This is a genomic window from Schaalia sp. 19OD2882, from assembly GCF_018986735.1.
GTDB lineage: Bacteria > Actinomycetota > Actinomycetes > Actinomycetales > Actinomycetaceae > Pauljensenia.
Genome location: NZ_CP065521.1, coordinates 1,929,497 through 1,955,333, shown reverse-complemented (window position 1 = coordinate 1,955,333; position 25,837 = coordinate 1,929,497). Strand labels below are relative to the sequence as shown.

The window sequence follows — 25,837 nt, the reverse complement described above, 5'->3', positions numbered from 1 at the left end:
CGTACTACCGTTGACCCTGACGTCAGTCACGCAATTGATCGATTGGAGAACAACGTGGCAATGATCGAGGCAATCGGAGCTCGCGAGATCCTGGACTCGCGCGGAAACCCGACCGTTGAGGTCGAGGTCCTGCTCGAGGACGGCACCGTTTCGCGTGCGGCCGTGCCCTCCGGCGCGTCGACAGGCGCGTTCGAGGCGGTCGAGCGCCGTGACGGCGACAAGGGCCGCTACCTCGGCAAGGGCGTCCAGGACGCCGTCGAGGCCGTCACCGAGGCCATCGCTCCCGAGCTCATCGGCGAGGACGCCTCTGACCAGCGTGTCATCGACGAGATCATGATCGATCTCGACGGCACCCCGAACAAGGGCAAGCTGGGTGCGAACGCCATCCTCGGCGTGTCGCTGGCCGTGGCCAAGGCCGCCGCCGACTCGGCGGACCTGCCCCTGTACCGCTACCTGGGCGGCCCCAACGCCCACGTCCTGCCGGTGCCGATGATGAACATCCTCAACGGTGGTTCCCACGCGGACACCAACGTCGACATCCAGGAGTTCATGATCGCCCCCTTGGGTGCGGACTCCTTCCGCGAGGCCCTGCGCTGGGGCGCCGAGGTCTACCACACCCTCAAGGGTGTCATCAAGGAGCGCGGCCTGTCCACGGGTCTGGGTGACGAGGGCGGCTTCGCACCGAACCTGGACTCCAACGCTGCCGCGCTGGACCTGATCCTGGAGGCCATCGAGAAGGCCGGCTTCAAGCCGGGCGATGACGTGGCCCTGGCCCTGGACGTCGCCTCGACCGAGTTCTTCAAGGACGGCGCCTACCAGTTCGAGGGTGAGGCTCGCTCGACGGAGTACATGGTCGATTACTACGAGAAGCTCATCTCCGACTACCCGATGGTCTCCATCGAGGATCCGCTCTCCGAGGACGAGTGGGACGCCTGGAAGTCCCTCACCGACCTCATCGGTGGTCGTGTCCAGCTGGTCGGCGACGACTTCTTCGTCACCAACCCCGAGCGCCTGCGCCGCGGCATCGAGATGGGCGCCGCGAACGCCTTGCTGGTCAAGGTCAACCAGATCGGTTCGCTGACCGAGACCCTGGACGCCGTGGAAGAGGCTCACCGCGCGGGCTACCGTTCGATGACCTCGCACCGTTCCGGCGAGACCGAGGACACCACCATCGCCGACCTGGCCGTTGCCACCAACTCCGGCCAGATCAAGACCGGTGCCCCGGCCCGTTCCGAGCGCGTGGCCAAGTACAACCAACTGCTGCGCATCGAGGAGGACCTGGGCGACGCCGCCCTGTACGCGGGCCGCACCGCCTTCCCGCGTTTCGGCCGCTGAGCGTCTGGTACGCCAGGTCGCCCGAGGTGACCGACACGGAGCCCCCGGACCCCGAGGTCCGGGGGCTCCCCCGTGAGATTCGTCCGTCGTCGACGGACTGGACGAGGAGCGACTGGATGAGTGCCGGCTGGGGCGATCAGGAGGCGCCGCCGGCAGGCAAGTCCGGCCCCAGGCCATCGGCCCACCCCAAGGTCCCGTCAAGCATCCGGGCCAAGGCCTGGTCGATCTCCGCATCCTGTTCGGCTGCGGCACGCCTCATGACCAGGAAGGCGTCCGGCTGGTCCAGGTCCTCCGAGGTCGGGACCACGTGCGGGTGGGCCCACAGGGCGTCACGGGCGGCGACACCGCCGTCGGCTTCGACGATCTGGAAGATGCTGGCAGCCCCCCGGGCCTTGCGGGGGCGCATCTGCAGGCCGATGAGTTGGCCGAAGACCTGCTCGGCGGGGGCGCCGGAAGCTCGTCGGCGTCGCATCATTTCGCGCAATTGGTCGCCGTGCGGCAGATAGGGGGCGGTGGCACGGGCGCTGACCACCTCCACCCAGCCCTCGATGAGGGCCAGCAGGGTCTCCAGGCGCGCCAAGGAGGCCCGCTGTTCGGCGGTCGGTTCGGATGCGAAGATGCCTCCTGACAGCGCGGTCTCCATCGACGAAGGGTCGCTGGGGTCGAAGTGGCGGGCGGCGGAGGCGATGGACTCGGTGTCCAGGGCGATGTGGGAGGAGTAGGTCTCCACGGCCCGCACGAGGTCGCCCGCCAGCCACGGCACCGCATGGAAGAGGCGGTGGTGGGCGCATTCACGTACGGCCAGGAATTGGAGGACCTCCTCGTAGGGGATGTCCAGGCCGTCGGCGAAGGCTTCGACCCCGCTGACTACCAGGGCCGTGGATCCCTGCGGGGCCAGGGGCAGGCCGACGTCGGTGGCTCCGAAACTGTCCCCGGCCAAGGCGGCCAGAGCATTGCCGATCTGGTGGGCGAAGGAGACGGCCGCGAGTTTCGGCATGATCTCCCGCGTCTGCCCGAGAAGGGCGCGCATGGACTCCGGCATCCCCTCGGGCAGGGGAGTGTCCGCGAAGGGGGCGCCGTCCTCGTCCCCGCGGGAGGGGCCCAGGCGTCCCCCCATGGCCTCGGACAGGGCGCGTGAGACATTGGACGCGACGGGCTCACACACGCGTTTCCACACGTCAAGGGTTTGGCTGACCCACTGGGTGCGGTTCCACACCATGCGCGTCACCGTCCCGGGACCCAGGTCGGTGACCGTGTCCAGCCACAGGTCGGCCACCGTCATCGCCTGCTTGGCGCGCTCGGCCTGGACGGCGGTGGGAGTGGGGTCTCCGGCCCCCCAGGCGCGTTGGCGCGCAATGTCGGCGGCCACCCGCCAGTTGACGGGGCCGGTGGTGGTGTCCATCAGATGCTTGAACTGGCCGAGGGCCGCCTGCATGTCGGCGACCGAGGGCACATGGCCGCCCAATTCGGAAGGATCGAAGCCTTGGGCGCGCATGGCATGCAGGGCCTCGGCGGCGGCGTCAGCGCCGAGCATGCCTCGAAGCAGCTCCTCGAAACGCTCGGTCGGATCCTGCCCGTCGTCCGGCTGGCCGGGTGTGCGCATGTCGTCCATGCTTCGACCCTAGTGCCCGCGCCCGTGCGACACCCGTGTGGATCCTGCACGTGCGCTGAGAGCGCAATGGGAATTCACCGTGGGCGGCGGGGCCTGCGCAGGTGCTCGGTGGCCATGGGGTCCACAATGGGGCATGTGGAATCCCCAGTGCCAAGCGCCGTCGTCGACACCCAGGAACGGCGAACCGCAGGTCACGCCCGCAGACCGTGGGTGAGCCTGCGCGCAACCTTTGTCATCTCTTCGCTGGTGACAGCGGTCGTCGTCCTCGTTCTCACGGTCATCCCGATGCCCTATGTCGTCGAGCGCCCCGGCCCCACGCTGGACGTGGGCGCGCGCGTGGGGACCATGCCCGTCATCGAGATCTCCGGTACGGATCCGGACACCGGCCAGTCCGTGTACACCGACCCCCTCCACGAGCCGGGGGACGAGGCCGGGGAGCTGCGCATGGTGACCATCTCGGAGCAGGGTGGGCCGGACTCCAGACTCTCCCTGATGGATCTGGCTCTGGCGTGGTTCGATCCGAAGGTGAAGATCATCCCGTATTCGCAGGTCTACGCTCCGACGACCACCCGCGAGCAGGTCTCGCAGGCGGCGCAGGCGCAGATGAAGTCCTCGCAGAACGCAGCGGCCGTGGTGGCCTTGGAGGAGCTGGGATGGAAGGTGCCGGCCACGATGACGGTCGCAGGCCCGGTCCCGGGAACCGACGCGGAGGGCAAGGTCCACGAGGGTGACGTGCTGCGCTCGATCCGCACCCCGGACGGGACAGTCCACATGGTGGACTCCGCCGAGGTGCCTTTCGCTCTCATGCGGACCGTACCGGTGGACACACCGCTGACGGTGACGGTGCTTCGGAACGGCAAGGAGACCCCGGTGCAATTGACGTCGTCGCCGGGAGCGCCCAAGGAGAAGGGCTCGAAGATGGGCATCTACCTGACGGCGGAGGTGAAGTTGCCCCTGCACATCGGTGTTACCGCCCAGAACATCGGTGGCCCCTCGGCGGGGATGATGTTCGCCTTGGGGATCATGGACCGTCTGACCCCCGGAGACATGACCGGCGGACAGTCGATCGCGGGGACGGGGACGCTGTCCTTCGACGGCAAGGTCGGTCCGATCGGCGGCATCCAGCAGAAAATGTGGGGGGCGGTGCGCGACGGCTCCCACTGGTTCCTGGCGCCGACCTCGAACTGCGACGAGGTCCACGGGCACGTTCCCCACGGGTTGCGCGTGGTCAAGGTCGACGACATCAAGGCGACCCGCGATGCCGTGACCCGCATTGCCGAGGGCCGTGGGCAGTCGCTGCCCACATGTGAGGCCGCTGATGCCGAGGCCGCCAAGCAGGCCCAGTCGGGGCAGTGAGGGTGGCTCCGGATGCGGGCCCCTCACTCCTCCTCGGGCAGCAGCGAGGCCTGGAGGGCCTCGACCAGGCCCGGGACCAGGCGTGATCCCTGGCCGACCTTGTCGTCACTGTCGTGCGAGCGTGAACGCACGGCGGACCACGACTCGCCACTGCGCAGGACGCCGACGGCCAGACGCACATCCGTGGCCTCGGGGTGCGAGGCGATGTAGTCGAGGGCGGCCTCGGGGTCACTGGGAGCCTGTGCTTCGACCTCGGGCGGGACGACGACCCTTTCGACGGTGAGGGCCGCCCCGGCGACCTCGTCCGGCCATGCGAGGTGGCCGAGGATCTCCTCCAGATCCTCCTCGGGCAGGTCCTCCTGGACGATGGCGCTCAGGTGGTCCTCGCCGCCGTCCCAGCTGCCGCGCAACTGTGCCGCCAGGTCCTCCGGCAGCCCGGGCTGGTCCAGCAGACGGCCCGTGGGGACCAGGGCGTAGAGGGTCGGCGCGTGGTCCCACCCCACGCGCGCCGCAGTCCGCTCGATGTCGACGACCACGTTGGCGAGGGCGACCTGGCGGGCGGTGGGGGTGAGGTCCTGTGAGGTGCTCATGGGCCCATCCTTGCACGAGGGCCCTGCGCGCCCACCTTGCTGACCAACCACGAGGGCCGCCCCCGGTCGCGAGGGCGTGGGTGCCCGACGGTAGGATGGCGGGGAATGCTGGCACCGTGAGGGAGGACATATTGTGAGCGCACCGACGAGCTCCACGCGAGGCCGCTCGAATGGCGCAGGCGGGCGCCGGATCGGACCGGGGACCGTCGTCGTCCTGGTCCTGGCTGCGCTCGGATTCTTCATCCACTGGGCGTCGAGTTTCTGGACCGAGATCCTCTGGTTCGACCAGATGGGCTCCCTTCGGGTGCTCCTGACCCGCTGGGGTGCGGTGGCCGGCATGTTCGTCATCGGGTTCTTGCTGGTGGCACTGCCCATGCGCTGGACGCTGGTGTCGGCGTGGAAGAACCGCAAGGCTGCGACCCGTGGGGAGTCCTCGGCCTCGCTTCGCGGATACCAGGAGGCCATCGAGCCTGTGCGAGGCTTCCTCTTCTGGGCGGTCCCCGTCTTCTTCGGCCTGACCAACGGCACGGCGCTGGCCGCGAATTGGCAGACGGTCCTGACCTTCGTCAACCAGACGCCCTTCGGACGCACCGACCCGCAATTCGGATTCGACGTGTCCTTCTACGTATTCACCATGCCCATGCTGGGGCTCCTGGTCGGCTACCTGCTGCGTCTGCTCGCCATGCTGCTCGTCGCCTCCTTGGTGGTGAACTACCTCTACGGGACGATCCGCCTGACTCCGCGCCCGCACGCCTCCAGGCCGGCGCGCCTGCAGGCCGGGATGCTGGCGGCCATGCTGGCGGCGTCGGTGGGCGTGCACTACTGGGTGGGGCGCTACGCACTGCTCACCCAGGACGGTGAGAGGTGGGACGGCGCGATGTTCACCGACATCACGGCGACCCTGCCGGCGCATTCGATCCTGGCCGTCGTCTCCGGCCTGGTCGCCGTCCTCTTCGTCGTCGCCGCCTTCAAGGGCACGTGGCGACTGCCGGCAGCGGGCATGGCGCTGACCGCCGTCTCCGCCCTCGTCATCGGGGCCGCTTACCCGGCGCTGGTCCAACAATTCCGTGTCGTGCCCAACGAACGTCAACTGGAGTCGGACTACATCCAACGCAACATCGACGCCACGCTGGCCGCCTACGGGCTGGAGGGGCTGGACTACAGGACCTACGACGCGAAGACCAGCGTCGAGCCCGGGCAGTTGCGCTCCGACACGCAGACCACCGCACAGATCCGACTCCTGGACCCGCTGGTCATCGAGAAGACCGTCCAGCAGCTGCAGCAGTCCAAGCCCTACTACGCCTTCGCCAACGGTTTCTCGGTGGACAGGTACACCGTGTCCGACGAAAGGCGCGACACCGTCATCGCCATGCGTGAACTCAACTTGGGCGGCCTGGACGAGAACCAGCGGACCTGGGCAAATCTGCACACGGTCTTCACCCACGGTTTCGGTGTGGTGGCCGCATACGGCAACCAGGTGACCGGGGGAGGGCTTCCCGCCTACTGGGAGCAGTCGATTCCCTCCAAGGGGGAGATGGGCGAGTACGAGCCTCGGATCTACTTCTCGCCCTCGGCCACCGACTACTCGATCGTCGGAGCGCCGGAGGGGGCGCCCGACCAGGAACTGGACTACCCGGACGACACCGCCCCCGGAGGCCAGGTGTCGACCACCTTCAAGGGCAATGGAGGCCCCTCGGTGGGCAATGCGTGGAACAAGCTCCTGTATTCGGTGAAGTTCGGGTCCACGGACATCTTCTTCTCCTCGCAGACCAACGAGGCCTCTCAGATCCTCTACGACCGCGACCCGCTGCTTCGCGTGTCCAAGGTGGCGCCCTACCTGACTTTGGAGCAGGAGGCGTATCCGGCGGTCGTCGACATGGACGGTGATCCGGCCACGCCGAAGCGCCTGGTGTGGGTGGTGGACGCCTACACGACCTCCGACGACTACCCCTATTCGGAGCACCGGGCGCTGGACCAGTCGACCGTGGATTCACGCAACTCCCAGGCCGGCGAGTTCGTCCAGGCGAACTCCGTGAACTACATGCGCAACTCGGTCAAAGCCGTCGTCGACGCCTACGACGGGTCGGTGCGCCTGTTCCAGTGGGACCAGCAGGACCCGGTGCTGGCCACATGGATGAAGATCTACCCGGACTCCGTCGAACCGATCAGCGCCATCTCCGGTGACCTCATGGGGCACCTGCGCTACCCGGAGGACCTGTTCAAGGTCCAGCGTGAACTGCTCACCTCCTACCATGTGACTTCCGCTCCGGATTTCTACACGGGTGGCGACAAGTGGCGCCTGGCGCAGGAGACTTCCACCGCGACGGCCGCCACCGTGACCCAGAAGGATCCGCTGGGCAACGAGACCCAGGTGCCCGTCGCCCAGCCCCCGTACTACCTGACGATGAAGATGCCGGGCCAGGACAGCGCCGAATTCTCGCTGACCTCGGTCTTCGTGCCGGGTGGCACGTCCAACAGGCAGGCCATGGCAGGCTTCCTGGCAGTGGACTCGGAGACGGGGTCCGAGCCGGGCAAAGCTCGTGAGGGCTACGGCAAATTGCGCCTCATCGCACTGCCGTCCTCGACGACGGTGCCCGGGCCCGGCCAGATCCAGAACGCCTACGACACGGGCGAGAAGATCGCCCCGCAGTTGAACATCCTCAATCTGTCGGACTCGAAGGTCATCCGCGGCAACCTGTTGACGCTGCCGGTCGGGGGCGGCCTGTTGTACGTGCAGCCGGTGTACATCCAGGGTTCGGGCAACGCCCAGTACCCGATCCTCCGTTTCGTCCTGACGGCCTTCGGCGACCAGGTCGGATTCGCGCCGACCTTGGCCGAGTCCCTGGACCAGACCTTCGGCGGGGATTCGGCGGCGACCTTGGCCCGCGGCGGTGGCACTCCGAGCGCGCCTTCGGACGAGGGCGGGGCCGCTGCGCCGAAGACTGCGCAGCAGCGCCTGGACGAGGCAATCGTGGCCGCCTCCAATGCGATGAAGGAGTCCGAGAAGGCCCGCGTGGCGGGCGACTGGTCCGCCTACGGAAAGGCGCAGAAGGACCTGGACCAGGCGCTCTCGGCCGCAGTGCAGGCCCAGCAGGAGCTGGGGCGCGACACCTCGGGCATTCAGGGGCAAGGCTCTGACGACGCGCAGTCGAGTGCGGCTGGAGCGCCCGGCGGTGCCGGGGCTGGAACGGGCGGTGCCGGAGGGAGTGCCAGCCAGTCGGGCAACTGAGGTGCGGTGACGTGGGCCCGGCGATGGGCGGTGGGTCTGTTGGTGGAGAGCCATCTCACCGGCCCCCGGTTTGAGGCCGGCGTGCTTGCAGGGTAGACTTGTTCTCACCGACGCGGGGTGGAGCAGTTCGGTAGCTCGCCGGGCTCATAACCCGGAGGTCGCAGGTTCAAATCCTGTCCCCGCTACCACCGAGGGCGGGATCCAGATGTGAAGTCATCCGGATCCCGCCCTTTCTCCATGCCTGCGGATGACGCCGGCTCTTGGTCTGCGCACGCAGGGGACACCGGGGTTGAAGGGTGGATCGGTCTGGCACACGGTCCTGGCTGTCGCCTCGGGGCATGTGGGTCTGAGATTCGATACATCGATTCAGTGAATTACTTGCCATCGTGCCGAATTAGTGTGAAGTGGGAGAAAGTCGGATCTTTCGCTGAACTGGAGACGTGGGTCCCCTCCGTATCCTTGATATCGATGTCAGGAAAGGAGCCTCAGCGGTGCGAATATACGACAACTTGCCCACGGAAGGAGTCCGCAAGGGAACCGGCAATGGTGAACGGGGAACTCGTCCGTCGAAGGTTCTTCCAGATTATGAAACCTTGGACATTGCGACAGGTTGCTTTGACCTTCGCGGATGGGCCGTGTTGGACGACGAGATTCGTCGACGCCGCGAACAAGGGGCAGACGGGCCCATCGTGCGTCTGCTCGTTGGGATGGTCACCGCCTCCCAACACGATCAGCGTCTACGCGACTTGGACATGGAGGGCGCAGGCGTCCAGCGCAAGCGTGCAGACCGCCTGATGGCACAGGAACGCAAAGCCGGTGTAGTCCGTGCGCTCGGCGAGCAGCCTTCACGGCGCCAGAGCTTCTGGCCGCTCACCGCCCTCTGGATCAAGTGGTCGATCGCGCTTTCGGCGCTACCCGGCAACTTGACAGCAATGAGGAACGCCTAGAAATCCTCTTCGCCCGCTACCAGGAGATGACCACATGACCATCGAGTCTCGACATGCTGGCGTGACGCTGGTGCTGCAGGTCTTGTCAAAGGAACTGGACCCGATCATCCAGCAGCGTCTCCTTCCGCACCTGAACGGTCTTCCCTGGACCGCCGTGCTATCCGAACTGGACCGGCGGTCCGGTCGTCTGGGTAGGACCTACGACCGCAGTGACCTGCAGTGCCAATTGCGCATGCTCACGGAGCGCCTGGGAGCCTGGGGCTTCCCATTCGACAATCGTGATCGGAGAGTCTCGCTTGCCGCGGGTGAACTGCGCCTTGTGCGCAACCGCTGGGCCCACATGGACGACTTTGATTCCTTGGATCAATGGCGAGCCGCCGATACTGCTCGAAGGCTCGTCGAACACCTTGAGATTCCCAGTGCTGAGCTCAGAAGAATTGCGGATGAAGCTCTCATGCGTCTCATCCGAGAGAATGTCGGACCGCAAGCGTCCCTGTCACCGGTGAGGGAACCCAGGGGTCCGTTGTCCGACACGCCCCGCACAGACGAGGACGAGCTGATTACGCCTCAACCAGAGGCGCTAGTCGACCCTGGTGCAACCACCAATGACCTGACGGGCCCGGAACGTGCGAGATGGGTGCCATGGACCATTGAAGTGCAAGCCGAGGAGTTTGGAGTCATTGAGGACCTGCCGAAGAAGCTGGCGAAGATGAAGGTCCGCGCCACCGCCCGAGAGATCGTCGACATGGAAGGTCCCGTTTCCATCTCACGGGTGGCGACTTTGGTTGCCCGCACGTACGGGGTGGCACGCTTGGGGGAGAAGCGACGCAGACAAATCGAGCGGCAGGTGCGCCAGAGCGTTGACCATGTGGACAGCGATGGATTCCTGTGGCCGACTGGTGTGAATCCGGAGACGTGGACAGGCTTTCGCCCCAATGACAGTCTTGCCGACCGTGACCTGACTGAGATCTGCCCTGCTGAATTGCGCAATGCCGCTGCAGTTGTCGGGCAGGGAATGAAGGGTGAGGAGATGATGCGCGCTGTTCTCCAGACTTTTGGTCGGAGTCGACTCACTAGTCGATACCGCAAGCACCTGACCGCTGCGCTCGAGATATGAGTGCCTTGCGTCACAATGAAGCCAGGCCAGAACTAGGAGGAAAGAATGCTGGGATATCGTAGTTCGTTCACGGTCGATCTGAACGATTCGCTTGAGATAAACGCTGCCAGCGCGGTCGACGTCCTACTGCGTGAGGGTTTCACTTGGCTGAGGAAGAAAGGCCTTCGGGAGATCGATGACCTAGTTCCTTTGTCCGAGCATGCTCTGCCCAATGGGGACAAAGTCATCCACACGATAGGACGGACTGCCGCAGGTGCGCATTACGGCAGACTCATCTACTTCGACCGGCCTCAACCTGCGGGCCAATTCGTCACCAGTTTGTTGGTGGGCCTGGACCCCAACGGGCGCACCTTGGCACCAAAAGTCGTCGTGGACATCGATGTGCCTCCGGATCCCCGAAGAGAAGGGCAACCGTGTTGGGCCAACCGGCCCAAACTCATCCAACAGTTTCTCGAGACATACACGTGTTTGGACGGGCGCATGCAGTTGCGTGACCAGCCGCAGTGGTTGTCGCACGGTGATGGTGTGGAAGCGCTGGTCGATCACTTGCAGGATCCCCACCGTCGAGGGTTGGTCATCGTCTGCGCAGAGGATGGGACGGTTGCCAAGAGTGACTGGACACGTATTCTGCAGGACATCACAGCGGAGACTTCCGGACAGGCCCTAGTCGTCGTATTGGACCAGGAATCCACATCCCATTTCAACGACTTGGTCTCGTCTGCCCATCACATAAAGGCATACTGTCCGCGCACCTTCAAGCGTTCTGTGGATGTGGATGACCCTCGCGATGCACTGCGGCACAGAACGTTGTCCGCCAAGAGGATGCTGGAGTCGCAACCAAGATTTTTGCGGCGCATGTACGGGCGCATCTGCCGCGAACAGGTCAACATGGTCGGCCTCGAGAAGTTCACGCGCCGCCTAGACTTCATCACCGGTCGTGAAATGGACATGGCGAATAAACAGCCTTCAGCTGTTGTTGTCGTGCCAGAAACTGCTGAGCCTGCCCTCCAAGCAGGGAAGCTGTCACTTCTAATCCCGACCATCGAAGCTGTGCCGTCCGATACTCTCATCGCTCCTTCCGCCTCTGCTGACGCACGACACGAGAACCTTGCGCAGAGTGTGATGCCCGCGAGCTCGTCAGCAACTGCTGAAGATCCGGCTCGCGTGGACGCCTTGGCAAGAGCTGAAAGTGCCGAAAAGCAAGTGATGGAACTCGAACGTCATGTTCGTGCTCTCGAGGCCTCGGAGGTCAGTTTGCGCGCAGCACTTGACCAAGCGAACTCTGCCATCAGAAATCTTGAAGAGCAGCGTGAGCTGACCGCCCTGGAACATGATGAGGTGTTGCAGGAAGTAAGTGCGGACCATGCAGCGAAGATCGAAGATCTGCAGTTGGAAATGCGACATCTCGAAGAAGAGAAGCGCATGGAAGGCAAAGCTCGCCGCCAAGCTGAATATCGTCTGGAACAGGCACGGCGGCTCCTGCATGAATCAGGTGTTGATGTTGGACACACGCGGGAGCTGCCGGAGGACCCCTACGACCAAGAAGTCTCAGAATGGGACGAGCTCCAAGTATTCGGGCCGGAGTGCTTCCAAAACCTCATTCTTCCGGTTGACTGGGGTCCCGCATTGGACCTGGCCGATCATGATCCTGCCGGTCAGTGGCTGGCCTACACGTGGGATGCGCTCGTATTCCTGGACGAATACTGCGCCTACCGGCTGTCTGCGGAGGGGCGCGACTTTCGCGGCGGCATCCGAGAGTACCTCAGTGGTGGCGCGCCAGCAGGCAAGCATCTCATCTCTGCCGATCGGTATCGTCCGAATGAATCCAACAGTGTGAAGGTACGAAAGAAGATGAGTGATGAGCGTTGCTTCCGAGTTTCGCCTGAGGTCGATGCCAGTGGGCAGCTCTTCATGTGCAAGCACTTGGTCATCCAGACGCGAGGATCCATCAGCCCGCGGCTGTACTTCGAAGATCGGACTGCTGATCTCGGCAAAATCGTGGTTGGCTACATCGGCCGCCACCTGAAGAACACGAAGACTTGCTGAAGAAGGTCGACCAATGCCGCTGATCAGTTGCCCGGAGTGTGGAACGCGTATCTCCGACACGGCGAGGACGTGCCTTTACTGCGGGGCGTGTGATTCCGAAGGTCGAGCTTTGCTCCACATTTCGACCGGTGAAGGCTCGAAGGTCGATTGGGATTCGGGTGAGCTGGCCCAAGCCTTGGGCGGCTCTCTGCCCTTTTGGGCCACAGCAGCGTGAGCAGCTTTGGCGGGGTTTCCTTCTGCTGCAGCAGATCGATCATGGTGCGCCAAGTCTGCTTCGATTCCTCAATCGAATCGTGCCGGTGGAGGAGCTGTGTCTGGATTCCGAGTCGTTGGCGATGCTCGAGGAAGGTGTTGCAAAGTTGGTGCCAAGGGCTGACGGAAAGGGGCTCCTGTCTACCTTGGTTGAACAGGGTGGGTCGAGTTTCTCTCACTAAGGTCGCTTGGAGAAGGTGTTGAATGTGTCGGATCCCATTGCCGTTCTGGCTCAGTTGCATTCGAACCTGCTCCTGCTGGAGACTCTGCGTGAGATCAACTCCCTTCAGGAAGGCATTATTGCCATTGCCGGCGAGTTCCATAGGGGCAGGATGGCTCTGGCCGAGGCTGCTTGGGTGAACCTCCTGCGTGCCAGAGCAATCGCCGGCAGTCGATTGCGTGAACAAGCCCTTCTCGATCTCGCCATGCGAGCCGAAGAGGACTTGATGAAACTGGAGCGAGAATTTGAGCATCTGCAAGAGTTACTGCATCGTTCGAGCAAAACGAATTTTCTGGGGAGATTCTTTGAATCTGATTCGTCTGACCCTGACACCAAGGCCAAATATGCGCTCGAATCCATCCAGGGAATCATCCGTATGTCCGAGGTGCAAGCAGTTACCTATTCCGTGTTGGATCAGCCGGATGCCACCAAACAGTGTCTGGAGGAGCTAGGTGGCTTCCTTGCAAGATGTCTGCCAGATCGGGACGCGCTGCTCGAAATCGCGCAACACACTTCCAAAGATCAAGGAGATCTGGTGGACCGTCTCTGCCTGGTACTCTCCGGTTATCCCGGCTGTGCCTGATGCGGGACGAGACATGATGTTGCGTGAGGTGGAGCCTGCTGATCGCAACACGACAAAGGGCAAACAGTACTTCGATGACACGTTTGGGAGAGGGAATTGTGGAGAATCCGAACCTCAAGAATGAAGGCGAGTGCTTGGCTAGGAGTGGAGCGGCCGAAATGCGAAGGTGTACGAACCGCTTCTGCAGGAGGGAACTTCCTAGTTCAAGCTCCAGACACGTTTGTGAGAGCTGTCGCACCAAAGGCATTAGAGGTTGCAAGAGCGCGGTGAAGCTGCTTGTCACTGTATTGCTGTTTGTGCTCACCTTGAAGAAGAGTGGTGATCTGCTCGAAGGTGCTGTCAAGTGACTTCTTGGTGCCACCGTCTCCACGATTCGACTTATGCGGTGAGTGGTCATGGTGAACTAGTGATGATAGGTGAGGGATCCTCATGTGCTCAACGGGCGTCGACTCTCCTCGGGGCAGTGAGGGTCTTCCGCACGTGAAATGCTGGGCGTCTGGAGTCGGCAGAACCGCATCGCATTCGTGGGAAAAGAGTCCAGCTCTTACTCGACTGAAGCAGTGCATATTCTGTGAAATGTGCGCGAGCTCCACTGGTCTGAAGAGTATCGCAATTGAGTCGCGAGGAATCGATGTGAGGTGGGGAAATGTTCCGGAAATGTCCAGAAATGGCTGGAACATTTGTACGAACTGGGGTAGACTGGTGTCATGGAGGACGCGAGCATGACCGGGCCTGGCAGTGGCGGAGTTCAGCCACTGCCCGAGGGGCTGCGTCGGTCCGGGGGCGAGGACGGGGCTGGGCTTGCTCTGCTCGTACGCCAAGTGCGATCCGCCCTGCAAGAGCTGGTCGTCGGTGGGCGCAGTGAGGCCTTGGCTGACGCCGAATTGGTCCAGGCCGTTCGAGTTGTGGAGTCCTTGGGGGTCATGGTCGACTCCGCCCGGGCCATCCTTGCCGGAGAAGTCACCAGGCGCTGCAAGCCCGTCGGAGACCAACCCAAACTCCACTTGGCCCACGACGCGCGCTCATCGGTCGACCTGCTCACGCGCCTGACCGGCGCCTCCGGTAGCACCGTCACGCGCAGATCCCGCATGGGCCGCACCTTCGAAGTCGTACGCGCCCTCACCGGCCAGGAGCTTCCCGCCACGCTGCCGTTGACACGTGCCGCCTTTCAAGCAGGCCTCATCGGCACCGACACCGTACGAGCCCTCATGTCCACACTGGGACAGTGCGCAATGCGCCCACACCACCCCGACCTGCTGGAGGTAGCCGAACGCGCCGTGATTGCCCAGACCCTGGGAGTGGGCGCCGGCGACGGGGAAAGGGGCAGGGGAGACGAAGCCTGTACCGGCGACGGGCAAGCCGGCACTGGCGAAGAAGTGAGCGTGGGAGGCGACGAAACTGCCATCGGCAATGAGCTGTCCCGCATCCCCGACCTCACCGTCGACGACCTTCGCGTCATGGGTGGTGCCGACCCGCTGGTCGAGCGAATGGTCCTGCCCGCCGACACGGTTGCGCAGGTGGCACAGCTGTGGGTCGCCGCAATCGACCCCGACGGAACCGCGCCCGACGAACGCGAACGCGACCAGAAGAGGGGCCTGTCCCTGACCGCCACCGACGGCGGAATGATCCGCATCCGCGGGCTGCTGGTGCCAGAAATCGGCGCACAACTGCAAAGACTCATCGACGCAGTCCTCAACCCGCGCGTCAACGATGCCCCGAAACTCACCGGAGAGCGGGCAGGAGGCGAAGGCCTCGGTCAAGGTGAATACCAAGAAGAAATCGTTGACGGAAGAAGAACGGGACAGGAGCCCCAAGGGGCAGCCGTGAGCGTGGACATCTCCTGCGACAACTCAGTCACAGGCCGGACGCGCGCACAGAAGATGCACGACGCCCTGGGCACAATCCTCAGTCGGGCAGCCACCCTGGGCACCATGCCCACCATCGCCGGAGCCGCCCCGACCCTGGTCGTCAACATCAATGTCGCCGACCTCGCCGACCCGCGCGGCTTGGCAAGCCTCACCGACGTACCCGCGGGCCCCGGTCGGATCGCGGCATCCGTCATCAGCTCGCACGCCGCCCGCCACATGGCCTGTGACGGAGTCATCGACAGAGTCGTCACCGCGGCCAACGGCAAGATCATCGCCCTCGACTCACAGTCCCGGACCTTCACCACCCACCAGCGGCGCGCCATCGAAGCCCGCGACGGAGGATGCGTGATCCCCGGCTGCACCGTCGGCCCCGCCTGGTGCGAAGTCCACCACGTGCACGAACACTCCCAAGGTGGCCCCACCCACACCGACAACGGGGTGCTGCTCTGCTGGCACCACCACCGCACCCTCCACCGCAACGGATGGGCCATCCGCTTCCAGGACGGCGCAGTGCAAGTCCGACCACCCGGATGGATGGGTCCCGAACGGTTGAACTGGATTCCCGCCAACTCCTCCCCCGGAAACCAGCTGCATCACCACCGCACAGTCGCCGACCAATTCTGGTCAACGGTGTACCCGCCCGGATCCGACCCACCCGTCCGAATCGGAGCCCCCGTCGGGCACCCGGGGGTCCGGGCCGGGGAAGCGAGCAGGCTCCCCACTTCCGGCGCACCTGCCAAACCCGACAGGCCGCCTGACCGACCTCCGAACCGCCGGGCGTAGGATCAAGGACCGTGACACGCACGCCCACAATCACCGCCGCAAAGGTCCTCGTGCCCGTCCTGGTCGGTCTTGGAGCAGGGCTCCTGTCCGGGCTCTTCGGCATCGGCGGAGGAATCGTCATCGTCCCCGCCCTCGTCGCCTTCCTCGCAATGGACCAACGGCGCGCATCGGCCACCTCCCTGGTCGCCATGATCCCCACCGCCACCGTCGGCGCCATCACCTACGGCATCCGCGGGCAGATCTCACTGACGGCAGCCCTGGTCCTGGTCGCAGGAACACTGGTCGGAACCCAGATCGGAGTGTGGCTGCTACGGCGCCTCCCCGAACGCATCCTGCCGTGGACCTTCGTCGCATTCGTGGCCGCAGTCCTCGTCTCCAGCCAGTTCCAAGTGCCCGTCCGCGACGCCGACCTGGTCCTCGACCTACCGCGCGGCGCCGCCCTCGTACTCGTGGGAGTCACTGCAGGAACCTTCTCAGGACTGGTCGGTGTCGGCGGAGGATCCATCATCGTGCCCGGCATGCAATTGCTCGTCGGCGTCGGCGACCTGCTGGCCCGCGGAACCTCACTGCTGGTCATCATCCCCACCTCGATCACCGGCACCTGGACCAACCTGCGACACGGGCTGGTCGACGTGCGCACGGGCCTGCTGCTCGGCACAGCCTCGTGCTTCACCGCACCCGTGGGAGTCTGGATCGCCGGCCTGGTCAGCCCCCGGGTCGGCGGCATTCTGTTCAGCATCTTCCTGGTCGTCATCATGGTCAACACCATCCTCAAGGCGCGGGCCCGCGAGCGTGCCAGGCGGGCAGCCGGCGGCCCCGAAGTCAACGAGCCCACCCGGTGAAAACGACCTTCCGATCAGTCGCCCGTCAGAACTCGTACTAGGATCCTTCGCTGTGAATCCCCTGCGTCGCATGCTGCTGCTTTCCGAGGCCGCCTGGGCCCGTTCCACCGTGAAACTCGACCCCGAACCGGAGGGGGAACGCTCCGGGCTGGTCCATCCGAAGGGCGTGGACGCGCACATGCCCAGTGACGAGGGCGAGGCGGCGCCTCTGCGATTCGTCGCCGTCGGCGACTCGCTGGTCGCGGCCTGCGGCGTGGACAGCCAAGAGCTCGGCATGGTTCCGGCCATCGCGCAACAGATCGCCGACCGGACCGGACGCCCCGTCCACTGGCGGACCCACGCCAAGCTCGGCGCCACCATGCGTCGCGTGCGCCACCGTTTCCTGCCCGAAGTGGACGGCCCCGTCGACGTGCTGCTGCTGTGTGCCGGCTCCAACGACATCATGGCCCGGCGAGGCGAGGAGGAGTGGGAGAGTGAACTGTCCGCGGTCCTCGACCGCGCGATCGAACTCAGCCCCAGGGTGCTGCTCTCCTCAGCAGGCCAGCCCCACAACAGTCCGCGACTGCCACGCGCCCTGCGCCAGCACCTTCGCGGCAAGATCGACCGCCAGACGGAGATCTCCAAGCGACTGTGCGCCGAACGTGGGGTCGCGTACGCGGATGTGGCCCATGTGGACCTGGTCGAGGGGTTCTGGGCGGGGGACGGCTTCCACCCGAGTGCGCAGGGATACGCCTTCGCCACCCGCTGCCTCGTCGACGCCATGGAGTGGCTGCCCAAGGCCTCCTGAGGCGCGAGCCGTTCGCGAGCGCGAAAAGGTCGAGGCGGTGCCTTCAGGACTCCTGGGGCGTCGGCCGCTTCGCGACCCGACTGGTCAGGGTCCAAGCCGTCGCCGTGCTCACCGTCAACAGCGTCAGCGCCAACAGGAACGGCGCCAGAGGCTGCCAGCCGTACAGGGCCGTGGCCGTCGCAGGGGCGAAGATCCACGTGATCGCGCCGGTTGCATTGAGGATTCCGGCTGCACCGCCCTGCTCCTGCGCGGTGACCGCCAGCGAGCCGCCGGCGGTGAATCCTGGCCCCACGGTGCCCATCCCCGCCCCGATGGAAAATGCGGCCACGCCGATCGTCACCGGATGCCACGTGAAGGTGAGCACCAGCAGTGCGACCAGGCCAACGCCGGCCCCGGTGCGCACCAGTGTCGCCGGAGCCCACCGGAGCCGCGGGACCACCAGCAGCTGCATGACCATCGCACCCGAGGCGATCACCAGCAGCATGACGGCTGTGGCGGGCACCGCCTGCTGAGCGCTGAGGTGAAGGCGGTCCTGCAGGACGAAGCCCGCGAGGATCTGGACGACACCTGCCGCGAAGAAGGTGCCGAAGGCGCCAGCCATCCACGGCAGAAGGCGGCGGTCCGTCCACGAGACCCGCGGTGGCAAAGCGGGAGACTGGCGGGCAGCGGCCGAAGAGGGTCGAGAATCCGGGGGTGAGGACACGGCTGCATCCTCGTCGACGACTGGGCCCTTCTCCCTCTCCCCGGGAAGCGCCCACCAGGCCAAGCCCAATGCGATCGCCACGAACCACGGGGTGGCGTGCACGGGCGCTTGGATCCACCACATGCCCAGCAGGGACGAGACCAGCGACCCCACCATGATCGAGGCGTTGACCACCCCGGAGAAGGTCGCCATTCCCGCCACGCGACTGGCCTGGTCGGGGCTGGCGCGGGCGATGAGGACCTGGGCGGTCGGTGGAATGGCGGCCATCGCGGTGCCGAAGAGCGGCCCGCGTGCCAAGACGATCCCGGCCCCGCTCAGCACTGCGCCGACCAGGCCCGCACTGCGCCCCCACACGAGGGCGGAGAAGAGCGCTCCAGCCGCCAGCGCGCACGTCAGTCCCAGCAGGGTGACTCGCCTCGGGCCCCACGCCACCGAGCGTCGCCCCCAGAACTGGCTGAGCATCGCCACGGCAAGGGCCGCCGCCGACACCGCCACGCCGATGATCCATTCCGGAAGGTCCAGGTCGCGTGACAGGGGAGCGATGGACGCGTTGAGCATGTTCTGGGCCGTGTAGGTGAACAGGACGACCAGCAGAAGGACTCGTAGCGTCGGGTCCGAAGTCATGGGGGAGTGGCGCAGGTGGGTCGATCGCACCGTTCGAGACTAGTCCTGACCTGCACGGTGTTTCATGACACATCGTCGCAGAAGGTCACGTCGATCTCAGGGTACCGTTCACTCCATGCATGTTCTTTCCTTGCATTCCAGCCGCTTCGGACACACCACTCGAATCGTCGCTCGCATGGCCGACATCCTGCACGGCCAAGGGCACCGGGTGACCTTGCGTCCCGCTGAGGTCATGCGCTCCATCGGCGATGATGTCGACGCGGTGCTCATCGGAGCCTCCGTCCGATACGGCTACTACTCGCCCAAGCTGCGTACCTTCACCCGCCGCCACGCCCAGCGTCTCAACGCCGTGCCCACGGCCTTCGTCGGCGTGTCACTGTCGTCGGAGAACCCTGCCAGGTCCGAGCCGATGACGAACACCTACTCGCGCAAGTTCCTGCAGGCCACCCCATGGGAGCCGACCCGGGCCATCCTGCTGGGAGGTGAGATCGACTTCGACCTGTATCGCGGGTTGGACGCCTTCGTCATGGACAAGATCCTCGCCCACACGGGCAAGCCGCACGGGCCGGGCGCGAAGGTCGACTACACGGACTGGGACAAGGTCGAGGCCTTCGCCCGCGAATTCGCGCAGCTCCTGACGCCCGAAGGTGAAGGCCGGGCCTGAGGGTCAATGCCCGAACCAGTCGTGGACCGCGCCTGTCAGGGCCCGCTCGAAGGCCTGGTCGGAATGGCCCGCGTTCACCCAGGCGACGAAGTCCCCACCCACACTCGCATCCACCGCCTGCCGGCAGCCCTCCGGGTCGGTGAGCACCCGGTGGAGCATGGTCGCGGCCTGCGTCGTGTCGCGGTAGACGAAGGGGTAGGCCTCGGGCAGCAGGGCCCGAGCCCACTCGCGGTCGGGGAAGATTCCGATGGCGCCGGCGCCCATCGCCTCCACGCAGCCCAAGCCGTAGGACTCGTCCACCGAGGTGGCCACGAAAGCGCGCGCGTGGGACAGGGCCGCCCAGTAGTCGGGTCTGCCGGTCAACAGCGGAGCAAGGTTCACCCAGTCGCGGGTCGCGATCGACCGGGCCACGTCGGAGTCCAGGTGTGTCTCGTGCAGGCGCATGTCGACGCTGAAGTCGACCTCGTCATGCACCTGGTCGATGACCTCGACGAAGTCCTGCGGGCGTTTGCGCGCCGACAAGTAGATCGACGGGTACAGGACCACGGGTACGGAAGGCTCGCAATGCCTCTGCACGTGCTCCAGGCGGAACCCGGGGTTCACCCATCCGAGTTGCAACCCGGAGGCCACATCCGCCACCGTCCACCGTTCGACGAGGTCACGGACCTCCTGTGCGCTTCGGCGTGAGACGGCGAAGGTGGGGAAGAGGGCGCAGGACAGTGCGATGGTCGCCACCTGCTCGCGTTGGACCAGCGGCGTCGTGGGCCACCACAGGAGATTCATGATGCGAGGATGCTCCACGCCCGTCTCCTGGTGCAGGTGGTTCCACACGGTGGGTGAGTCGGTGACGTCCATGTTGACGACCAGGAACTCCTCGGGGTCCACGAAGTCCAGGGGGACCACGTCGAATCCCTCGCACTGGCGGGCCTGCTCGCCCAGGACCACCGATCCGGGGAAGATGCGCAGCAGGCGCCGCACAAGGGTCGAGCCGGCGTCCTTGCCGGTGACGTGTCCTTCCTCACTGACTGTGGTCGCGTCCCGCTTGACGGCGATCCTCATCGCGCACCTCCTTTGGTCCCACCTCCATTGTCCCGCCCCGAGGTGCAGGTGCGCGAGGGTTTCAGGCGGCCCGGGTCTCGAAAGCCGTGAGGGCGCGATCCACCCTCCGGTGCGGGACGCAGGCCGTCAGGCCCTCACCCAGTGGGTGACCCTCCACCGGGCATCGCCCGAGCACTGGCGCCACTGGGCATCGGAATGCTCGGCGTCCACCCTCCACATCCGGGGGTCGATGTGCGGGGCTCGCACCAGGGGGGCGCCTTCGGGCAGGACCTTCGCCACATCCAGGTCCAGGTCGGTGACCACCAACTCGTCCACCAGGCCCATGGCCTGCTCGTACACCGTGGCCCCACCCGTGACCCACACGGTGTCGGCTCCGCGTCGGCCGGCCCAGTGGCGGCACAGGTCCACTCCCTGCTCCAGCGAGTGGACCACGACGGCGCCCTCGGCCCGGTACCCGGCATCTCCTGTGAGGACGACGTTGAGCCGCCCGGGCAGGGCCCGACCCAGCGCCTCCCACGAGGCGCGCCCCATGAGGATCGGGCATCCCATCGTCGCCGCCTTGAAGTGGGCGAAGTCGGCCGGCACGTGCCAGAGCATTCCCGTGCCCGACCCCAGGACCCGCCCGCGGTCCTGGGCCCAGATCGACGCCAGACGGATCGTGGCATCCCCGTCTGCGGCGCTCACACGGCCACCGGGGCACTGATGCGCGGGTGGTGTCGATAGTCCTGCACCGTGACGTCGTCGAAGTCGTAGTCGAAGAGTGAGGGTGCTTTGCGCAGTGCCAGCGTCGGGAAGGGGAATGGCTCGCGGGAGAGCTGTTCCCTCACCTGCTCAACATGGTTGTCGTAGATGTGGCAGTCGCCTCCCGTCCAGATGAAGTCACCGACCTCCAGGCCCGCCTGCTGGGCGAACATGTGGGTGAGCAGCGAATACGAGGCAATGTTGAAGGGCACGCCCAGGAACATGTCGGCGCTGCGCTGGTAGAGCTGCAGGCTGAGGCGCCCATTGCTCACGTACAACTGGAAGAAGGCGTGACAGGGCTCCAGGGCCATCTCGGGAAGATCGCCGACATTCCACGCGGACACGACCATGCGCCGCGAATCCGGATTGGTGCGCAGCGTCTCCATCACCTGGGAGATCTGGTCGACGCGCCGACCCTCACCCGCGTTCCACGAACGCCACTGGACCCCGTAGACCGGGCCCAGGTTGCCCTCCTCGTCCGCCCACTCGTTCCAGATGCGGATTCCGTTGTCCTGCAGCCACCTCACACTCGATTCGCCGCGCAGGAACCACAGCAGCTCCCCGACGATCGACTTCATGTGGACGGACTTGGTCGTGACCAGAGGGAAGCCTCGGGACAGGTCGTAACGCAGGTGCGCGCCGAAAACGCTGCGAGTGCCCGTGCCCGTGCGGTCTCCCTTGGGGGCGCCCTCGGACATGATCCGCGCCAGCAGGTCCTCGTACTGGCGGTCAAGTGGTGCATGCGTGGTCATCGTGTCTCCTCTTCCTGGCTCACGCCGGGCAGACGCAGGTGGGCAAAACGCCTTTCGACCTCGCCCTCATCGGTTGTGTCGACCTCGACGGCCACGCCCTCGATGAAGGAGTGCGGCGCCGGTCCCAGCGCCAGGTTGAGTCCGTCGACGACTCCGCGCGCCAGCCCCGCGCCGATGCCCCAGCCGACCGCCGCTCCGATCCCGAAGGGGATCATGCGCCCCACGGTCCCCTTCAGGGCCGAGGACGCCGCGCGCTTGCGCACCCACATGAGCATGAGGTCATTGAAGCGTTGGGCGCTGACCGTGCGGATGTCCAGGAAGCTGGAACGGAACCAGGACACCGCCTGGATGCCGACCTGTGCGGAGATGAGTTCGGCGCCCTCCTGGCCGGTCAGCACCGCAAGGACGAGGGCGTGGCGCTTGGCCGGGTCACGCAGGTCGATGCCGTGCAGGTGGGCGACGGTCAGCGCGTGGACGGCGGCCTCGGAGACGAAGGCCAGCAGTTGCACGCTGGAGGCGCCCAAGGACACCGCGGTGCCCACGCCCGGCAGCACGGCGGCACCACCGGCCGCAGCGGACTCGGCGCTCACCCGGCGCGCGAAGCGGCGGTGGGCCAGTTCGACGAGGTTGGCGGGGGTGGCCCTGGGGTACTTGCGTCGCAGGGCATTCGCCTGCGCCAAGGACAGCTCGTAGGGGACGTCGAGGGCCTTGCGCCAGGCGGCGGACAGTGCGTCGCCGACCCCCACGTCAGACCTCTTCCGAGGTGAAGGCCCGCGTGTACGGCATGACGTGTGCGAATGAGTGGCCGATCGTGCAATTGCGGTCGATGGCGGCCTCGGCCCGGCGCAGCGTGGCAGCCACGTCCTCCTCCCCCATGCCGGAGAGGTCCTGGACCAGTTCCACCTGGAAGGACTCGTAACGGTCCTCGGCCTTCACGTAGTTGCCGGACACGCCGACGAGTTGGGCGAAGTCCTCGCCCAGGGCAGCGGCCAGGCGCGCATCGGAAGACATGGCATTGCAGCCGGCCAGCGCGAGTTTCAGCAGGTCGCCGGGGGAGAAGCGGCCTGGGCCGTCACCGATGAGCACTTCGGCGCCGCGGGCGTTGCGGGCCACGTACTGGCGGGTGCCGGTGCGTTCGAGGTACAGGGCGGGGCCGGGGCCGCTTTCAGCGGCGGGTGCAGAGGGGGTGGGCGCGGAGGGGGTTCGTGTCGGGTCAGTGGTCGTCATGTGCCCATTGTGCGACGAGGGCGCCCTCGTCGCGACTCACAGGGCCGGGCGGGCGAGCCATTCAGTGGCGCAGTCCACCTCCGCGCGCAGGAGCACGTCGAGGCGATCGAGCACCTGGGTCTCGATGCGCGGGCCGAAGAGGGGAACCCGCACATGCACCTGCCCGGTCATCTCCCGCAGCGTGGCCGTCTGGCCAGTGGGGCGCAGCACCGACTCCGCACGCGCCTCGACCGGCATGTGCGGCACCTCGACGCTGAAGGTCCCGTGCCACAGGCCGTCCTCGCCGCGGGCCCACGTGTCGGTCAGGACGAGGGTCGGGCGTGCGCCTTCGGGTAGACGCATGAGGGCGATCTGGGGGATGTTCTGTGTCGGCACGACGATCGTCGTGGTCACGGTGGTCCCACGGGTGGAGACTTCGACCTCACTCATGCCGGCCTTGGAGGCGCGCAGGTGGGAGTATGCCTCGTCCAGGCACATGGCGGCGACCTCGTCGGGCAAGGCGGGGTAGGAAAGTGTTCGGGTGAAGTCCACGGTGTCTCCAGGCTCGCTCGTCGTCGGGGCGTTCGTCCTCGACCACTAGACTCTGCCACATGAGAAGCCTGACGCAACTGGCCGAGCAGGCCTCGTCCATCCCCCTCAGTGACGAGGACATCGACTGGCTGCACCTGCTCCTGGCCGACTGGCAGGTCCTCGCCGACCTGTCCGCCGCCGACCTCGTCCTGTGGCTGCCCACACGGGACGACCGGTTCGTCGCCGTGGCCCACTGCCGTCCGGCCACCTCCTCCACCGTGCACGTCGACGACATCATCGGTCTGTACCTGCCCACCGCCCGCGAGGTCGACATGCGGCGCGCTCTGGTGACTGGGCAGGTCGTGCGCTCCTCCTCGGCCAGGTGGGCGGGCACCTATTCGATGATGGAGACCTGTGTGCCCGTGTGGCGCAACGGCAGGGTCATTGCCGTGGTCACGCGGGAGGCGAATCTGTCCTCCCCGCGCCTTGCCCTGGGCTTCGAGGGGTGGACCGACTCTGCGGCGGACATCCTGTGCCACATGATGACCCGCGGCGAGTACCCCTACGACTCGACTCCGACAGTGACCACCCGCGGCGTGCCGCGCGTCCTGGACGGGGTGGTCCTGATGGACCCGGAGGGGCGCGTCATCAAGGCCACGCCGAACGCCATGTCCTGCCTGCGGCGCCTGGGCATCCGCCACAACCCCGTGGGCAAGATCCTCGTCCAGGAGATCACCGAGGTCGTCGGCGAGGAGACCGTCATCGAGGAGTCCTTGCCGGTGGTCGTCATGGGGCGCGCCTCGTGGCGGGCGGAGATCAACGCCCATGCCTCCACTGTCACCATGCGGGCCCTGCCCCTGGTGGAGGGGCGCAAACGCCTGGGAGCCGTCATCCTGACCCGTGACGTGTCGGAGGTGCGACGTCGCGAACAGGAGCTGATGACGAAGGATGCCACCATCCGCGAGATCCACCACCGGGTGAAGAACAACTTGCAGACGGTCTCGGCACTGCTGCGCCTGCAGGCCAGGCGCTCCGGACAGGACGCGGTCAAGGAGGCCCTGACGGAGGCGGAGCGCCGCGTCCAGGCGATCGCCACCGTTCACGACGCCTTGTCTCAGAATGTCGACGAGTCGGTGTCCTTCGACGAGGTCGCCCGTTCCGTGGTGCGCATGTCGGGTGCGGTGTCGACGACCGACCACCAGGTGGAGGTCGTCACCACGGGTGGTTTCGGGACGGTGCGTGCCGCCCAGGCCCAGGCGCTCGCCACCGTCTTGAACGAACTCGTGGCGAATTCCGTGGAGCACGGCTTCAGGCACGGCGGCGGCCACGTGTGGGTGGATGCGCGACGAGGGCGGGGCAAGGGTGAGGCGGACGGCGATGAGTCGACGCTGGTGGTCACCGTGGCCGATGACGGCGCCGGCTTCGAGCCGGGTTCGCCCATGAGCGGACTGGGCACCCAGATCGTGCGGCAGATGGTGCGCGGAGAGCTGCAGGGGTCGATCGACTATTCCCCGCGCGAGGGCGGGGGTACGCTGGTGTCCCTGCGGATGCGCGTCGAATGAGGCTCTGGCGAGGGCAGTCGCGTCGGGGGTCGCAAGCCGCAACCCGGGGGTGCGGACATGCGAAAGGGGGCCCGCAGGCGCGGGCCCCTTCGTCGGGTGTTCTGCGCGTTCGGGTGTCGCGCTTCAGGAGTTGCGGCGGGCGCGGGCTGCGCGGCGCTTGAGGGAGCGACGCTCTTCCTCACTCATGCCGCCCCACACGCCGGAGTCCTGGTTGTTGTCCAGGGCCCACTGCAGGCACACGGACTGGACCGGGCACTGGTGGCACACCGCCTTTGCCTGGGCCGCCTGTGCAATTGCAGGTCCGGTGTTCCCGATGGGGAAGAACAGCTCCGGGTCCACGGTCAGACATGCTGCCTTGCTCCGCCAATCCATGACGTGTTCCTTCCTGTGCTCTGATTGGATGAATGACATGCGCTCGGTCGGTGACG

Annotated in this window: 23 protein-coding genes and 1 tRNA gene; 14 read left to right on the top strand and 10 right to left on the bottom strand. The window is 65.9% G+C overall.

Translation table 11 applies throughout. The features are described 5' to 3' along the window. The first annotated feature begins 54 nt into the window (after positions 1-54). On the top strand, positions 55-1,335 hold the full coding sequence (gene eno / locus I6B53_RS08570; protein WP_216763825.1) for a phosphopyruvate hydratase: 1,281 nt from the start codon (positions 55-57) through the stop codon (positions 1,333-1,335). 136 nt (positions 1,336-1,471) lie between these two features. Here eno and I6B53_RS08565 read toward each other — a convergent pair whose 3' ends face one another. Further along, positions 1,472-2,947, bottom strand: a complete 1,476-nt coding sequence (locus I6B53_RS08565) for a zinc-dependent metalloprotease (protein ID WP_253953840.1) — start codon at positions 2,945-2,947, stop codon at positions 1,472-1,474. A 126-nt stretch (positions 2,948-3,073) separates the two neighbouring features. On the opposite strand from I6B53_RS08565, the gene I6B53_RS08560 reads away from it, so the two are divergent. After that, entirely contained in the window at positions 3,074-4,303 is a 1,230-nt protein-coding gene (locus I6B53_RS08560; RefSeq protein ID WP_253953839.1) for a PDZ domain-containing protein, read from the top strand. A 23-nt stretch (positions 4,304-4,326) separates the two neighbouring features. On the opposite strand, the gene I6B53_RS08555 is transcribed toward I6B53_RS08560, so the two are convergent. Further along, positions 4,327-4,893, bottom strand: coding sequence for a PPA1309 family protein (locus I6B53_RS08555; protein ID WP_216763824.1), 567 nt, complete (start codon positions 4,891-4,893; stop codon positions 4,327-4,329). 133 nt (positions 4,894-5,026) lie between these two features. Here I6B53_RS08555 and I6B53_RS08550 point away from each other — a divergent pair, with 133 nt between their 5' ends. The 10 genes from I6B53_RS08550 to I6B53_RS08505 all read left to right on the top strand — a co-directional run bounded on the left by I6B53_RS08550 (position 5,027) and on the right by I6B53_RS08505 (position 17,567). Beyond that, positions 5,027-8,122, top strand: coding sequence for a UPF0182 family protein (locus I6B53_RS08550; RefSeq protein ID WP_253953838.1), 3,096 nt, complete (start codon positions 5,027-5,029; stop codon positions 8,120-8,122). A gap of 111 nt (positions 8,123-8,233) precedes the next feature. Beyond that, a tRNA-Met gene (locus I6B53_RS08545) sits at positions 8,234-8,310 on the top strand. 440 nt (positions 8,311-8,750) lie between these two features. Continuing rightward, positions 8,751-9,107, top strand: coding sequence for a type IIL restriction-modification enzyme MmeI (locus I6B53_RS08540; RefSeq protein WP_367880380.1), 357 nt, complete (start codon positions 8,751-8,753; stop codon positions 9,105-9,107). Continuing rightward, positions 9,104-10,186: a DUF3320 domain-containing protein gene (locus I6B53_RS08535; RefSeq protein ID WP_216763822.1), complete on the top strand. Its 1,083-nt coding sequence runs from the start codon at positions 9,104-9,106 to the stop codon at positions 10,184-10,186. The genes I6B53_RS08540 and I6B53_RS08535 overlap by 4 nt, the downstream gene beginning before the upstream one ends. Before the next feature lie 45 nt (positions 10,187-10,231). After that, positions 10,232-12,232 (top strand): hypothetical protein, encoded by a 2,001-nt coding sequence (locus tag I6B53_RS08530; RefSeq protein WP_216763821.1) that lies wholly within the window; start codon positions 10,232-10,234, stop codon positions 12,230-12,232. Between the two features lie 13 nt (positions 12,233-12,245). Continuing rightward, positions 12,246-12,446 (top strand): zinc ribbon domain-containing protein, encoded by a 201-nt coding sequence (locus tag I6B53_RS11310; RefSeq protein ID WP_216763820.1) that lies wholly within the window; start codon positions 12,246-12,248, stop codon positions 12,444-12,446. 226 nt (positions 12,447-12,672) lie between these two features. After that, positions 12,673-13,287, top strand: coding sequence for a hypothetical protein (locus tag I6B53_RS08520; protein WP_216763819.1), 615 nt, complete (start codon positions 12,673-12,675; stop codon positions 13,285-13,287). Positions 13,288-13,994: 707 nt separating this feature from the next. Further along, on the top strand, positions 13,995-15,938 hold the full coding sequence (locus I6B53_RS08515) for an HNH endonuclease signature motif containing protein (protein ID WP_216763818.1): 1,944 nt from the start codon (positions 13,995-13,997) through the stop codon (positions 15,936-15,938). A gap of 11 nt (positions 15,939-15,949) precedes the next feature. Further along, entirely contained in the window at positions 15,950-16,780 is an 831-nt protein-coding gene (locus I6B53_RS08510; RefSeq protein WP_216763817.1) for a sulfite exporter TauE/SafE family protein, read from the top strand. 52 nt (positions 16,781-16,832) lie between these two features. Beyond that, positions 16,833-17,567: an SGNH/GDSL hydrolase family protein gene (locus I6B53_RS08505; protein WP_253953837.1), complete on the top strand. Its 735-nt coding sequence runs from the start codon at positions 16,833-16,835 to the stop codon at positions 17,565-17,567. 43 nt (positions 17,568-17,610) lie between these two features. Here the strand turns inward: I6B53_RS08505 and I6B53_RS08500 are convergent, their stop codons facing one another. Beyond that, positions 17,611-18,894: an MFS transporter gene (locus I6B53_RS08500; protein ID WP_216765432.1), complete on the bottom strand. Its 1,284-nt coding sequence runs from the start codon at positions 18,892-18,894 to the stop codon at positions 17,611-17,613. Between the two features lie 115 nt (positions 18,895-19,009). On the opposite strand from I6B53_RS08500, the gene I6B53_RS08495 reads away from it, so the two are divergent. Beyond that, a complete protein-coding gene (locus I6B53_RS08495; protein WP_216763816.1) occupies positions 19,010-19,558 on the top strand; it encodes a flavodoxin domain-containing protein in 549 nt (182 codons plus the stop codon). 3 nt (positions 19,559-19,561) lie between these two features. On the opposite strand, the gene I6B53_RS08490 is transcribed toward I6B53_RS08495, so the two are convergent. The 6 genes from I6B53_RS08490 to I6B53_RS08465 form a co-directional block, all read right to left on the bottom strand. Continuing rightward, entirely contained in the window at positions 19,562-20,617 is a 1,056-nt protein-coding gene (locus I6B53_RS08490; RefSeq protein WP_216763815.1) for a glycosyltransferase family 1 protein, read from the bottom strand. Between the two features lie 126 nt (positions 20,618-20,743). Next, on the bottom strand, positions 20,744-21,301 hold the full coding sequence (locus I6B53_RS08485) for a dihydrofolate reductase (protein ID WP_301554132.1): 558 nt from the start codon (positions 21,299-21,301) through the stop codon (positions 20,744-20,746). Continuing rightward, positions 21,298-22,110 (bottom strand): thymidylate synthase, encoded by an 813-nt coding sequence (locus tag I6B53_RS08480; RefSeq protein ID WP_216763814.1) that lies wholly within the window; start codon positions 22,108-22,110, stop codon positions 21,298-21,300. Before I6B53_RS08480 ends, I6B53_RS08485 begins: the two co-directional genes overlap by 4 nt. Beyond that, positions 22,107-22,856, bottom strand: coding sequence for a VPDSG-CTERM exosortase interaction domain protein (locus I6B53_RS08475; protein ID WP_216763813.1), 750 nt, complete (start codon positions 22,854-22,856; stop codon positions 22,107-22,109). Before I6B53_RS08475 ends, I6B53_RS08480 begins: the two co-directional genes overlap by 4 nt. Before the next feature lies 1 nt (position 22,857). Then, the gene (locus tag I6B53_RS08470) at positions 22,858-23,337 is read right to left on the bottom strand and encodes an OsmC family protein (protein ID WP_216763812.1); all 480 of its coding nucleotides are present in this window, start codon (positions 23,335-23,337) and stop codon (positions 22,858-22,860) included. Positions 23,338-23,373: 36 nt separating this feature from the next. Beyond that, on the bottom strand, positions 23,374-23,868 hold the full coding sequence (locus I6B53_RS08465; RefSeq protein ID WP_216763811.1) for a DUF2505 domain-containing protein: 495 nt from the start codon (positions 23,866-23,868) through the stop codon (positions 23,374-23,376). A 59-nt stretch (positions 23,869-23,927) separates the two neighbouring features. On the opposite strand from I6B53_RS08465, the gene I6B53_RS08460 reads away from it, so the two are divergent. Continuing rightward, positions 23,928-25,409, top strand: coding sequence for a sensor histidine kinase (locus I6B53_RS08460; RefSeq protein ID WP_216763810.1), 1,482 nt, complete (start codon positions 23,928-23,930; stop codon positions 25,407-25,409). Positions 25,410-25,532: 123 nt separating this feature from the next. Here I6B53_RS08460 and I6B53_RS08455 read toward each other — a convergent pair whose 3' ends face one another. Further along, entirely contained in the window at positions 25,533-25,781 is a 249-nt protein-coding gene (locus I6B53_RS08455) for a WhiB family transcriptional regulator (protein WP_216763809.1), read from the bottom strand. Positions 25,782-25,837 lie beyond the last annotated feature (56 nt).